The sequence below is a fragment of the Pseudomonas sp. GM24 genome (genome assembly GCF_000282235.1).
Lineage (GTDB): Bacteria > Pseudomonadota > Gammaproteobacteria > Pseudomonadales > Pseudomonadaceae > Aquipseudomonas.
Genome location: NZ_AKJR01000088.1, coordinates 1 through 13601 on the forward strand (window position 1 = coordinate 1; position 13601 = coordinate 13601).

Sequence of the window (13601 nt, forward strand, 5' to 3'; positions counted from 1 at the left end):
GAGCCTGCTCGCGATAGCGGTTCATCAGAAAAGATTATGTCGACTGACACACCGCTATCGCGAGCAGGCTCACTCCTACAGGGGGCTGCGTCGGACTTCAGGTCGTTGCCCGGCGCTGGAGCAGCAAAGTCAGCCCCAGCCCAATCACTGACAACAGCGCCGCACTGAAGAATATCCACGAATATCCCAGCTTCAACGCCACCGCGCCCATCAACGGCCCGGCAATCGCCAGCGCCAGATCGAAGAACACCGCGTAAGCGCCCAGCCCGGAACCACGGCTGGAGCTGGGCACTTGCTTGATCGCCTCGACACCCAACGCCGGGTACACCAGCGACAAGCCAAACCCGGCCAATCCCGCGCCGATCAAGGCAAAAGCGCTGGACGGCGCCAGCCACAACAGCACCAGCCCGACGGTTTCTATAGTCATACAAGCAATGGCGGACCTGAACCCGCCGAAGCGACTGATCGCCGAGATAAACATCAGGCGCGACAGGATGAAGCACACACCAAACACCGTCAGGCAGTACGCTGCGCCGGTCCAGCCACGGTTCAGGTAATACAAGGTGATGAAGGTGGTCAGCGTGCCGTAGCCGATCGAGGCCAGAGTCAGACTGGCGCCATACGGGGCGATCCGTCCGAATACCGCCCAGAACGGCAGCCGTTCGCCGCGAATCACCGGCACCGAGGGTTTGTTGCGGATCAGTAGCAGCGCGCCTGCCGCCAGTACCGCCAGCGCGATGCCGAGGCTGGTAAAGCCGTAATCGGCGACCATCACCACACCCAGCGGCGCGCCAATGGCAATCGCGCCATAGGACGCGATACCGTTCCAGCCAATGGATTTAGCGGTGTGTTCGACACCCACCTGGCCCATGCACCAACTGATGGTGCCGACGCCGATCAAGCCCTGCGCGATACCGAGGAGCAAACGGCCGATGATCAGAATGATCAGGCTCGCTAGCGCAAAGTCCTGCAGCAGTGTGGAAAGCAACGTCAGCAAGCCGCTGAGGACAATCCCCCACAAGCCATAAATGATCGCCCGTTTGGTTCCGAGCGTATCCGACATGCGTCCCGCCATTGGCCGGCTGAGTAGGGTGGCCAGGTATTGCGAGCCAATCACTAGACCGGCAATCACCGCGCTGAAACCCAATTGTTCGTGCACATAACCGGGCAACACTGCGATCGGCAAACCGATGCAGAGGAACGCAATAAAGGTGTAGAACACGATGGAGACGATCTGCAGGGTGATCGCCATGGAGCTTTGCGGTGGCAGTTGCTGCGCAGACATGAGGACTCGTTCGCGGGCGGCGGTGGGAGAGTTCGCATCATGGCGTGGGCTTGAAATAAAAGAAAGCAGGCTAACTACTTTCCCTGAGGATCGATGTTGCTGCTGATGGCCTTATCGCGAGCAGGCTCACTCCTACATTTGAAATGCGTACCCTTGTAGGAGTGAGCCTGCTCGCGATGGTATCTGAACCAATGAATTTCTGACCGAACACATGCAAAAAGCCCTGTCACATGGACAGGGCTTTTTAGATTGCAGCAGCTGTTTAGAACACGACGCCCTGACTACGCAGGTAGTCATCGTAAGTGCCGCTGAAGTCAGTCACGCCATCCGGGCTCAGCTCGATGATGCGCGTGGCCAGGGACGATACGAACTCACGGTCGTGGCTGACGAAGATCAGCGTGCCCGGATAGTTTTCCAGCGCCAGGTTCAGCGCCTCGATCGATTCCATGTCCAAGTGGTTGGTGGGTTCGTCCATGATCAGCACGTTCGGCTTTTGCAGAATCAGCTTGCCGAACAGCATGCGACCTTGCTCACCACCGGAAATCACTTTGACCGACTTGAGGATTTCGTCGTTGGAGAACAGCATGCGGCCCAAAGTACCGCGAATCATCTGCTCGCCCTGAGTCCACTGACCCATCCAGTCGAACAGGGTGACGTCGTCTTCGAAGTCGTGCGCGTGATCCTGGGCGTAGTAGCCCAGTTCGGCGGCGTCGGTCCACTTGATGCTGCCGGCGTCCGGGGTCAGTTCGTTGACCAGGGTGCGCAGCAGGGTGGTTTTGCCGATACCGTTCGGGCCAATGATCGCTACGCGCTCGCCGGCTTCAACCTGGAAGCTGAAGTCTTTGAACAGTGGTTTGCCGTCGAAACCTTTGGCCATTTTTTCGACGATGACCGCCTGGCGGTGCAGCTTCTTGTTCTGATCGAAGCGGATGAACGGGCTCACGCGGCTCGAAGGCTTGACCTCGGCCAGCTGGATCTTGTCGATCGCCTTGGCGCGGGAGGTGGCCTGCTTGGCTTTCGAGGCGTTGGCCGAGAAGCGGCTGACGAACGATTGCAGCTCGGAAATCTGCGCTTTCTTCTTGGCGTTGTCCGACAGCAGTTGCTCGCGGGACTGGGTCGCCACGGTCATGTACTCGTCGTAGTTGCCCGGGAACAGACGCAGCTCGCCGTAATCCAGGTCAGCCATGTGCGTGCACACGCTGTTCAGGAAGTGACGGTCGTGAGAGATGATGATCATCAGGCTGTTGCGCTGGGTCAGAACGTTTTCCAGCCAGCGAATGGTGTTGATGTCCAGGTGGTTGGTCGGTTCGTCGAGCAACAGCACTTCCGGATCGGAGAACAGCGCCTGCGCCAGCAATACGCGCAGTTTCCAGCCTGGTGAGACTTCGCTCATCGGGCCGAAGTGCTGCTCGATGCCGATACCCAGGCCCAGCAACAGTTCACCGGCACGGGATTCGGCGGTGTAGCCGTCCATTTCGGCGAATTCGGTTTCCAGCTCGGCCACGGCCATGCCGTCTTCTTCGCTCATTTCCGGCAGCGAGTAGATACGATCGCGCTCGGCTTTGACCTTCCACAGCTCTTCGTGACCCATGATCACGGTGTCGATCACGGTGAATTCTTCGTAAGCGAACTGGTCCTGGCGCAATTTACCCAGACGCACGTTCGGCTCGAGCATGACCTGACCGCCGGACGGGTCGAGGTCGCCGCCGAGGATTTTCATGAAGGTCGACTTGCCGCAACCGTTGGCGCCGATCAGGCCATAGCGGTTGCCCGCGCCGAATTTGACCGAAACGTTTTCGAAGAGCGGCTTGGCGCCGAACTGCATCGTGATGTTAGCTGTAGAGATCAAGAGTTATTCCTGCGAAGCATTCTGAGTAGCGAGGGTGCGGCTGCAGCGCTTGGCCCGAGTCGAAGTGCGCTGAAGCGGGAGAGTCCCGTCATCAACCAAGGGGGGCGCGTAAAGTTTGGCGGCGATTGTACTGGTCTGGCTCTCTAAACGATAGGGCGATCACGCCACGATCGCCGATTGACGTCATCGCGGGACAGTTTTTCACAGTTGAAGATTCACTATCGGTTACAAACTGTGGCTAAAATGCCACCTTTCACCGAGCGTCCGGTAACGGCGCGGGCCAAGGACGTGCCATTTGTAATCAGACCACTGCATAAGACGCTGAGCCTCAGGCCGCCAGGCGCGCAGTTTGTTCACTTCTGACGTGTGACGATTTCCGTGAAACTCATCATTGCTGCTATTTATGTCATTTCCATTGCATACGTTCATTTGCGTGGGCGTGTGCGCCACAAGCTCGGTCGACAACTAAGCGACCACTCGACGTTTCTGGCGCCGATCAACTGCTTTCTTTATCTGTTTTCGAAGAAGCCGAACCAGCCGTACCTGGACCCGAGCGAGTTTCCTGACTTGAGCCCGTTGCAGGCACACTGGGAGGAAATCCGCGAAGAAGGGCAGAATTTGCTGCGTGCCGGCGAGATCAAGCGATCTAACCAGTACGACGATGTCGGGTTCAACTCGTTCTTCAAAAGCGGCTGGAAGCGTTTCTACCTGAAGTGGTACGGCGAAAGCCATCCGTCGGCGATGAAGCTGTGTCCGCGCACCACCGAACTGGTGCAAAGCATTGGTTCGATCAAGGCCGCGATGTTCGCCGAGCTGCCACCGGGCTCGAAACTGGTGCGTCACCGTGACCCGTATGCCGGCTCCTATCGTTATCACCTGGGCTTGGACACGCCGAACGACGCCGGTTGCTACATCAACGTCGACGGTGAGAGCTACCACTGGCGTGACGGCGAAGCGGTGATGTTCGACGAGACGTTTATTCATTACGCCGAAAACACCACCGACAAGAACCGCATCATCCTGTTCTGCGATATTGAGCGCCCGATGAAGTACCGCTGGGCCGCCGCGTTCAACGCCTGGTTCAGCCGTACGGTGATGTCGGCTGCCGGCGCGCCGAACGATGCAGGCGACCGTACTGGCGGGATCAACCGCTTGTTTACGCGGATCTACAAGATTCGTCTGCGTGGCAAAGAACTGAAAAAGCGCAATCGCAAGCGTTACTACATGGAAAAGTGGGCGATCTTCGGTGGTTTGCTGGCGATCTTCATTCTGATCTGAGTTCCAGGCAGACGCTGCTGACGCCATCGCGAGCAGGCTCACTCCTACACTTGAAATGCGTTCCCCTGTAGGAGTGAGCCTGCTCGCGATGAAGGTCTCAAGGGCAACCAATCACTATCAGGAAGCCTTCTTGGTCTTCTTAGCCGGCGCAGATTTCGCCGTTTTCTCTGCTTTCGCTTTTGGTTTCGCCACCGCTTTCCCACCCAGACTGCGTTTAAGCAGCTCGGTCAAATCGATAACATCAGCTGTCTTGCGCTCTTCCTCGCCGCCCACCGTTTCGACATCCTCGATCTTGCCTTCATGGGCCTTTTTCTCGACCAGAGCCATGATCTTGTCTTCGAACTCATCCTTGTAATCCTCGGGCTTCCAGTCCGCGCTCATGTCCTGCACCAACCGTTTGGCCATGTCCAGTTCACCCTTGGCCAGTTGCGGCTTGGTCACTTCGCTGCCCAGCTCCAGCTCATCGAGGCTGCGCACCTCTTGCGGCCAGCGTAACTTCACCAGCACCAAGGCAGAATCCAGCGGCATCAACGCCGCGAGGTACTGGCGCGTATGCAGCACCACGCGGGCGAGGGCGACCTTGTTGGTTTTGCTCAGGGTTTCACGCAGCAATGCGTAAACCTTGCCGCCGCGTTTGTCGGGTGCCAGGTAGTAGGGCGTGTCGATGTTCTGCAGGGGAATCTGTTCGGCATCGACAAAGGAAAAGATGTCGATGGTCTGCGTCGATACGGGATGCGCCGAGCGAATCTCTTCCTCGCTCAGCACCACATAGCGGCCCTTTTCATAGGCCACACCTTTGACGATGTGCTCCTTGGTGACTTCTTTGCCGGTGACCTTGTTGACCCGTTTATAACCGACAGGATCCATGCTGCGGCTGTCGAGCCAATCGAAATCGACGCCCTGCGACGAGGTCGCCGAGACCAATGCGACAGGGATGTGCACCAGTCCGAAACTGATTGCGCCTTTCCAGATTGCCCGAGCCATGGTGAGTTCTCCGAGTGATGATCGGATGACCTGCGGCTGTGACTGAAAGTTTCCCCGAAATGCGCGGGTTTACAGGGACTCGGTCAAGCCGTGTTACATGTTGTTTAAGGCTTGCGGGTTAACAAATCCGAACCCTGAGCGTAGCGTGGACTCGAAGGCTCTATCCCCGGCCCATCGAGAGGCAGCGTCATGAACCGAATTCTGCTTGGCATCGTCGTCCTGACCCTCAGTGGTGGTCTGGTTCATGCCGACGTCCTGTTGGCGCAAAGCCCCACCGGCAATAGCAATAACCCCTACAACAGTCCGATCCGCCGGGCCAATCCGAACAGCATGCAGGGCACTCAGCCCAGCGCTCCACCCATTCGGGGACCGAACACTGTACCGACGCCGCGCCAGCCTACGGTCGAGAACCGAGGCATTGGTAATGGCCAGCCGATCCGCTCGGTGCCGAGCACGCCGCCCACGTTCATTCCCAACCCACCTTCGCGCAGCGGAGACAGCAACCGTTGAGCGGCAGAACTGAGGTTCTGCCGGCCCTGCAAACGAACAAAAGGAATCGTGCATGTTGCGTAAAACCGTTCTAGCCACACTGTGTGCCGGCGCGCTGATCAGCGCTCCGGCCTTTGCCGCCGCCCCCAAAGAGCTGCAAAGCGAGCAGGGCACCCTTGAAGTCACGACCATCACCGCAGGCCTTGAGCATCCTTGGGCACTGGCGTTTTTACCGGATCGCCAAGGCATGCTGGTCACCGAGCGTCCGGGTAATCTGCGCGTGGTGGCCGCCGACGGCAAACTGTCGGCGCCGATCTCCGGTGTGCCGCAGGTCTGGGCCAAGGGGCAGGGCGGGTTACTCGATGTCGCGCTGTCACCGGACTTCAAACAGGATCGTCTGGTCTATCTGTCCTATGCCGAAGGTGGCGGTGCCGGCGACAAGGCCGGCACCGCTGTGGGGCGAGGACGGCTCTCGGATGACTTGAAGACGCTGAAGGATTTCAAAGTGATCTTCCGCCAGGAACCGAAGCTTTCGGTCGGCAATCACTTCGGCTCACGGCTGGTGTTTGATCGCGACGGTTATTTGTTCATTACCTTGGGTGAGAACAACGACCGGCCGACCGCGCAGGATCTCGACAAGCTGCAAGGCAAGGTCGTGCGCATCTACCCGGACGGCAAGGTGCCGGATGACAACCCGTTTGTTGGTCAGTCCGGCGTACGCCCCGAGATCTGGGCCTACGGCCTGCGCAACCCGCAGGGTGCGGCACTCAATCCATGGACCGGCACGCTATGGGAAAACGAGCACGGCCCGCGCGGTGGCGATGAGGTGAACATCATCGAGCGCGGCAAGAACTACGGCTGGCCTCTGGCGACCCACGGCATCAATTATTCGATGCAGCCGATCCCGGAAGCTCAGGGCAAAACGGCCGAAGGCACTGTCGCACCGCACCACGTGTGGGAGAAGTCGCCGGGCGTTACCGGTATGGCGTTTTACGATGCCGATCGTTTCAAGCCGTGGCAACACAATGCGTTTATCGGCGCGCTGGTGACTCAGGAGCTGATCCGCTTGCAGTTCGATGGTGACAAGGTGGTGCACGAAGAGCGCTTACTGGGTGAACTCAAGCAGCGGATTCGTGATGTGCGGCAAGGGCCGGATGGTTACTTGTACGTGCTGACGGATGAAGAGAAGGGCTCTTTGTACAAAATCGGCTTGAAGCCCGAACTTTAAAGAAGATTCCCCCTATAGGAGCTGTCGAGTGCAACGAGGCTGCGATCTTTTGATCTTGTTTTCAAGATCAAGATCAAAAGATCGCAGCCTGCGGCAGCTCCTGCATGTGGAGGTTTACGTTTCGCGGGAATACAGCACTACTGCAGCACGCAATTTACCCCGGCCAAACCGGCACATTTTCTCGAACTCCCCATGACTCACCGGCACATGCTGGCAATCCATGGGCTGTCGATGCTGGCTGTGGTCAACATCCGGGTCATGCAGGTAAACGAAGTCTTCGTCGCAATCGGTCACGATCACCCAGTGCGGCGATTTGGAGCGGGTCAGTCGATAGCTGCTGATCAACACCATCGGCTGTCCACCGGCATCCAGCAGTCGCGGCAGATCCAGCAATGCACCGATCACGCACTCGACATCGGTCTCTTGCAATTGCGCCGTAAACTCTTCGTGGACCAGGCGCATGACGTCTTTTTTATGCGCGTCACGCACACCGTCGAGGAACAGCGGCCCACTCATGCTCAGCGCCATACGCACGCGAAACCCCCGACGCCACGCCGCCAGTGCCAATCCCTGCGGGCTGCAACCGCCATGGCCGGAGGTCATGAACACCGTCGTTGCTTCCCGCCAGACCTGCAACTCTTCCCGACGCTCCAGCAAACGCTCCGATTGCAAGGCGCCCATGGCCATCAACAGACACGCCGGGCCACAGGTGAAATCGGTGGTTTGCGGGTAGTAAGGCACCTTGATGCTGCGCGAATCACGGTGCTGGAGAATGCGTTTCTCCAGACGCAGCGCATCGGCGTGGTCTTCGTAGTAATCGTGAATCAGGGCAAAACGCCGGTAGCCATTGCGCTCGTACAGCGCGATGGCCGCAGGGTTGTCGAGGCGCACTTCCAGGCGCAGGTACGCGCAGTCATGTTCCAGGGCCATCGCCTCAATGCGCTGCAGCAATGCCTTGCCCAGGCCCGTGCCGCGCGCCTCGACGGCGATGGCGATGGAATACAGCCGCGCGAGCGAAGTGCCGCGATGAAACAACACCAACGCATAACCCAACAATTGACCGTCGTACTCCGCCACCAGCAACTGCCCGTGAGCACGGGTGATCATCCACTGAAAGCTGCGACTGGTGAGCCGGTCCGTGGTGAAACATTGCATTTCCAGTGCCAGCAACGCCGGCAAGTCTTCAACTACCGCCAAACGAAAAACAGCCTTCATATGACCACCGTAAAAGTTGCGTAACGAAACGAGACTTTCAAAAAACTTCGTGCTTAATAGAAAAGGTCTTGTTCTCCAACGGATCAATCTCTATGTCAGCGGTACAGGGTCATTGGCGCGAAGTATCCGAGCAAAGTTTGCCGGCGGCAACTTATTTAAAATCAGCGATTAAAACATCCAGTCAGGTTTTGATTATTGTCGAGCGCAAGGAAGACTGGGCCTCATATTTCCCCAGCGAAGACATCCTGACGGCGCAGGAATACCTCGAGCACAGCTGTGACAGCGAGCCGGGCAAGCGCGTGCAGGTGATCAATCTGTGCCGCAGCTACAAGTACCTTGGCCACGGTTACTACTGCTCGTTGCTCGCCGAGGCGCGGGGGCACAAGGTGATTCCGTCGGTGCGAACCATCAGCGAACTGACAAAAAAATCACTGTACGGTCTGGCATTGGACGATCTCGATAAAACCCTTGAGAAAGCCCTCAGTCATCATCTCTACAGTGATACCGAAGGCTTTACTCTGACCCTGTATTTTGGCCGGACCCATATCGAGCCATTACAGGATCTGGCCCGGCAGTTGTTTGAAGTGTTTCCCTGTCCGATTCTGTTAGTTGAGTTTCGGCGAACTAACGGATGGCATATTGAAGGCATCAAGTCCGGTGCCTTGCACAAGTTGCGCGACGATCAGGAAGATCAGTTTGCCAATGCGCTGGACGGTTTCAGTCGTAAAGTCTGGCGTGTGCCGCGCTCGCCGCAAGTGGCGCGCTACGACCTGGCAATATTGCACGATCCGCAGGAGGCTTTACCGCCGTCCAACGCCAAGGCACTGGCGAACTTCGTCCGGGTCGGCAAAACCATGGGCATCGACGTCGAACTGATTGAACGCAAGGATTACGCACGTCTCGCCGAGTACGACGGTTTGCTGATCCGTGAAACCACCAGCGTCGACAACCACACTTATCGCTTCGCCAAGAAGGCCGAAAGTGAAGGGCTGGTGGTCATGGATGACCCAACGTCGATATTGCGCTGCACCAACAAGGTTTACCTGACCGATCTGCTCAACAGCCATCAACTGGGCATGCCCGCCACCGAAATCCTCTACAAGGAGCGACCCGAAGACTTCGAACGAGTGGGTGAGCGCCTTGGTTTTCCGCTGGTGCTGAAGATTCCCGACGGCTGTTTTTCCCGCGGTGTGATCAAGGTCGAAAGTCAGCAAGCGCTGCTTGAGGCGACCGCCGAATTGTTTGAGCACTCGGTGTTGCTGCTGGCTCAGGAGTTTTTCTACACCGAGTACGACTGGCGCATCGGCGTGCTCAATCGCAAACCGATCTTCGCCTGCCAATACTTCATGTCCAAGGGCCACTGGCAAATCTACAACCACAAGGCCAAAGGTCAGGACGTCAACGGCGAATGCCGCACGATGGCGATCCACGAGGCGCCGCGTGCGGTGGTGGAGCTGGCAGTGAAGACCGCCAATCTGATTGGCGACGGCCTCTACGGTGTCGATCTGAAGCAGGCCGGCGACAAAGTGGTGGTGATCGAAGTCAACGACAACCCCAACCTCGACGCCGGCATCGAAGACGCCTATTTGCACGACGATCTGTACTCACTGGTGCTGGAAGAGTTCGTGCGCCGCCTGGAACTCAAGCGTCGCGGCCAGGCCTGGTGAGGCGCCGATGATCAACAGCTTCGCACTGAGCCACGGCGCCCTGCAGCGGGTCGAGCGACTGGACGCCGAGGTGATGCTGTTCAGCAACCCCGATGCCGCCGAGCGCGACTTGCTGCACAGTCATTTCAAGGTCGATGAACACGCATTGGCGTCAGCGCTGGACCCGGATGAGGTGTCGCGCATCGAGTTTCATCCCGACCATTTGTTTCTGATCTGGAAACGCCCGGAAAACTACTCCGGTGGCGGCAGTCTGGCATTTGAAGTGTCGTCCTGCGGGCTGCTGTTCGCGCCGGGGCAACTGCTGGTAATCGCCACCGATGACACGCCGCTGCACGGCCTCGGCACCCGCCAGCCGTTGAACACGCCGCTGGATGTGTTGCTTGATTTGCTGTTCAGCAATATCCATCACTACCTCGGGCACCTGAAGGTGATCAAACTGGTCGCCCGCGAATTGCAGCAGAAATTCAACCACTCGATGCAGAACCAGCATCTGGTGCAGATGTTCAACCTCAGCGAAAGCCTGATCTATTACATCAACGCGCTGCACAGCAACGGCGCGGTCCTCACGCGCCTGCGCAATCATGCCGAGAAACAGCATTTCGGCAGTGAAGCGCTCGGCCTGATTGACGATCTGATCATTGAGAACAACCAGTGCTACAAGCAGGCGGAAATCTACTCGACGGTGTTTTCCGGTTTGATCGATGCGCGCGGCAATCTGATGAACAACAGCATGAACAACCTGCTGCGCAAGCTGACGTTGATCAACGTGGTGTTTCTGCCGTTGAACCTGATTGCGAGCATTGGTGGCATGTCGGAGTTCAGCATGATGACGGCGGGGACGCCGTGGTGGATTTCCTATCCGCTGTTTCTGGCGGTGATGTTGTTGGGGGCGGGGGGGATGATGTTTGGGTTGCGGCGTTTGGCTCGATGAGTGGGGTTGTGCAATAACCCGGGCAGGAGCTGCCGAAGGTCCGATCGCGGCCCGAACCTTCGGCAGCTCCTACAGGGGAGTAAGCACTGCAGTCCCGCATTTGGCCGAACCGCCGCCGTGATGCCTTGTTATAGTTCGGGCCTCATTCTCTGCCCGGTAAAGGATCACTGCCATGACTCAATACTCCGCCTTCAACGTCGAACTGGCCGACAACATCGCCCATGTGCAGATCAATCGCCCGGAAAAAATCAATTCGATGAACGCGGCGTTCTGGAGCGAGATCGTCGAGATCTTCCAGTGGGTCGACGACACCGACGAAGTGCGCGTGGTGGTGCTCAGCGGCAACGGTAAACATTTCTCCTCCGGCATCGACCTGATGATGCTCGCCGGCGTCGCCAATGAACTGGGCAAGGACGTCGGCCGCAACGCGCGCCTGCTGCGTAAAAAAATTCTGACCCTGCAAGCCTCGTTCAACGCCGTCGACAACTGCCGTAAACCGGTGCTTGCGGCCATTCAAGGTTATTGCCTGGGCGGCGCCATCGATCTGATCGCCGCGTGCGACATGCGCTATGCCGCCGAAGACGCACAATTCTCGATCAAGGAAATCGATATCGGCATGGCCGCCGATGTTGGCACTTTGCAACGGTTGCCACGGATCATCGGTGACGGCATGCTGCGTGAACTGGCTTACACCGGTCGCACCTTCGGCGCCGAAGAAGCGCGCAGCATCGGCCTGGTCAATCGCGTCTACAGCGACAAGGACGCGCTGCTCGAAGGTGTGCTGGACATCGCCCGCGAGATCGCTTCGAAATCGCCGATCGCGGTCACCGGCACCAAGGAAATGATCAGCTACATGCGCGACCATCGCATCGACGACGGCCTCGAATACGTTGCCACCTGGAATGCCGCCATGCTGCAATCCACCGACTTGCGCGTGGCCATGGCTGCCCATATGAGCAAACAGAAACCCGAATTCCTGGACTGAGAAACCATGACATCTCGCTGGACCACTGCAGTACTGGACACCGATCAACCGGGCGGCTGGGCCGTGGCGCGCAGCCCGGAAGGCTTTTTGTTCGACGACAACGGCGCGTTGTTCCCTCGGGAATGGCTCAAGCGTCAGGACTTGTCAGTTCTCACCGAGCATGGCATTGGCCATCTCGATGGCGAGCCGGTGTATTTGCTGGAACTGCGCAGTGCCAGCGAAGTGTCGGGTTGCAACTGGAAAGGCCTGCGGGCGTTCATGCTCGACGGCGATCACACCATCTACAAGGTGCTTGGGTATGCCGCGCAGATCGGCACCTGGGCCCGTGAGCACCGTTTCTGCGGCAACTGCGGGCAGGCCATGACGCAGGTGCCGCGCGAGCGGGCGATGTATTGCCAGCCGTGCGACCTGCGCAGTTATCCGCGGATTTCGCCGAGCATGATCGTGCTGATCACCCGTGGCGACGAAATCCTGTTGGCGCGCTCACCGCGTTTCGTCACCGGGGTTTACAGCACGCTGGCCGGGTTCGCCGAGCCGGGCGAGTCCGCCGAGGATTGCCTGATTCGGGAAGTGCGCGAAGAAGTGCAGATCGAGGTGAAGAACATTCAGTACATGGGCAGTCAGTGCTGGCCGTTCCCGCATTCGATGATGCTCGGCTTCCATGCCGAATACGCCGGTGGCGAAATTGTCTGTCAGGAAGACGAGATCGAAGACGCCCAGTGGTTCAACGTGCACGACTTGCCGCCGTTGCCAGCGTCCAAGTCGATTGCCCGTTACCTGATCGACGTCTACGTGGCCCGGCGTTTAGGCCACGCTGAACCAGTGCTGCCAGGCTAGGCGTACGGTCAAACCCAGCACCACGGTGATGAACACCGGGCGAATGAATTTAGCGCCGCCGCTGATCGCGGTGCGCGCGCCAAAGAACGCGCCGACCATCACCGACAGGCCCATGCTCAGGCCGATGATCCAGTCCACCTGCCCGGAAAACACGAACACCGACAGCGCCGCAATGTTGCTGACGAAGTTCATGCTGCGCGCCACGCCGCTGGCCTTGACCAGATCGATTGGGTAGAGCAGCAGGCTGCTTACTGTCCAGAATGCGCCGGTACCGGGGCCGGCCACACCGTCGTAGAAACCGAGGCTGAAGCCTTGGGTCGATTGCCATTTCTTTTTGATCGGGGCGTCGCTGTCCAGTGGCGCTTTTGGCGTGCCGCCGAACAACAGATACAGGCCGCAAGCGAAGACGATTACCGGAAGCATCTTGTTCAGCCATTCGGCCGGCAGGTAATGGGCGACGACGGCTCCGGTCAGTGCGCCGACCAGTGTGCCGACGATGGCGTGGGTCCACTGTCGCGGGTGGAACAATTTGCGTTTGTAGAAGGTGAAACTGGCGGTGGCCGAGCCGAAGGTCGAACTCAACTTGTTGGTGCCCAGTACCAAGTGCGGCGGCAGGCCAGCGGTCAGCAGCGCAGGCGTGGTCAGCAGACCGCCACCGCCGGCGATGGCGTCGATGAAACCGGCAATGAAAGCGACAAGGGCCAGGATGGCAAGGGTGGTGAGGTCAACGCTGAGTTCGAAAGGCATGGAATCGGCTTATTCGGCAGGGCGCAGATTGGGCTGCGGGGAGGGCGGTCATGTTACCTGTATCCAACTTTTGCGGCGACCCATCTGACGCCATCGCTGGCAAGCC

At 58.5% G+C, this 13601-nt stretch carries 12 protein-coding genes; 7 read left to right on the top strand and 5 right to left on the bottom strand.

Annotation, left to right across the window (positions count from 1 at the left end):
- Positions 1-97 precede the first annotated feature (97 nt).
- Complete coding sequence (locus PMI23_RS12790; protein WP_007914781.1) at positions 98-1285, bottom strand: MFS transporter; 1188 nt, start codon at positions 1283-1285, stop codon at positions 98-100.
- Positions 1286-1547: 262 nt separating this feature from the next.
- On the bottom strand, positions 1548-3134 hold the full coding sequence (locus tag PMI23_RS12795) for an ABC-F family ATPase (RefSeq protein ID WP_007914779.1): 1587 nt from the start codon (positions 3132-3134) through the stop codon (positions 1548-1550).
- A 378-nt stretch (positions 3135-3512) separates the two neighbouring features.
- Between PMI23_RS12795 and lpxO the strand changes: the two genes are divergently transcribed.
- Complete coding sequence (gene lpxO / locus PMI23_RS12800) at positions 3513-4412, top strand: lipid A hydroxylase LpxO (protein WP_007914777.1); 900 nt, start codon at positions 3513-3515, stop codon at positions 4410-4412.
- 117 nt (positions 4413-4529) lie between these two features.
- Here lpxO and ku read toward each other — a convergent pair whose 3' ends face one another.
- Positions 4530-5396: a non-homologous end joining protein Ku gene (gene ku / locus PMI23_RS12805; protein WP_007914774.1), complete on the bottom strand. Its 867-nt coding sequence runs from the start codon at positions 5394-5396 to the stop codon at positions 4530-4532.
- Between the two features lie 189 nt (positions 5397-5585).
- Here ku and PMI23_RS29275 point away from each other — a divergent pair, with 189 nt between their 5' ends.
- Both PMI23_RS29275 and PMI23_RS12810 read left to right on the top strand, forming a co-directional pair.
- Positions 5586-5906: a hypothetical protein gene (locus PMI23_RS29275; RefSeq protein ID WP_007914772.1), complete on the top strand. Its 321-nt coding sequence runs from the start codon at positions 5586-5588 to the stop codon at positions 5904-5906.
- A gap of 52 nt (positions 5907-5958) precedes the next feature.
- Positions 5959-7113 (top strand): PQQ-dependent sugar dehydrogenase, encoded by a 1155-nt coding sequence (locus PMI23_RS12810; protein WP_007914770.1) that lies wholly within the window; start codon positions 5959-5961, stop codon positions 7111-7113.
- A gap of 114 nt (positions 7114-7227) precedes the next feature.
- Here PMI23_RS12810 and PMI23_RS12815 read toward each other — a convergent pair whose 3' ends face one another.
- Complete coding sequence (locus tag PMI23_RS12815) at positions 7228-8328, bottom strand: peptidase C39 family protein (protein WP_007914768.1); 1101 nt, start codon at positions 8326-8328, stop codon at positions 7228-7230.
- Between the two features lie 92 nt (positions 8329-8420).
- Here PMI23_RS12815 and PMI23_RS12820 point away from each other — a divergent pair, with 92 nt between their 5' ends.
- The 4 genes from PMI23_RS12820 (at position 8421) to nudC (ending at position 12748) form a co-directional block, all read left to right on the top strand.
- The gene (locus PMI23_RS12820) at positions 8421-9995 is read left to right on the top strand and encodes a RimK family protein (protein ID WP_007914765.1); all 1575 of its coding nucleotides are present in this window, start codon (positions 8421-8423) and stop codon (positions 9993-9995) included.
- A gap of 7 nt (positions 9996-10002) precedes the next feature.
- On the top strand, positions 10003-10926 hold the full coding sequence (locus PMI23_RS12825; protein WP_007914763.1) for a magnesium transporter CorA family protein: 924 nt from the start codon (positions 10003-10005) through the stop codon (positions 10924-10926).
- A 172-nt stretch (positions 10927-11098) separates the two neighbouring features.
- Positions 11099-11911, top strand: a complete 813-nt coding sequence (locus PMI23_RS12830; protein ID WP_007914761.1) for a crotonase/enoyl-CoA hydratase family protein — start codon at positions 11099-11101, stop codon at positions 11909-11911.
- 6 nt (positions 11912-11917) lie between these two features.
- On the top strand, positions 11918-12748 hold the full coding sequence (gene nudC, locus PMI23_RS12835; RefSeq protein ID WP_007914754.1) for an NAD(+) diphosphatase: 831 nt from the start codon (positions 11918-11920) through the stop codon (positions 12746-12748).
- On the opposite strand, the gene PMI23_RS12840 is transcribed toward nudC, so the two are convergent.
- Entirely contained in the window at positions 12716-13495 is a 780-nt protein-coding gene (locus tag PMI23_RS12840; RefSeq protein WP_007914752.1) for a TSUP family transporter, read from the bottom strand. The genes nudC and PMI23_RS12840 overlap by 33 nt on opposite strands.
- Positions 13496-13601 lie beyond the last annotated feature (106 nt).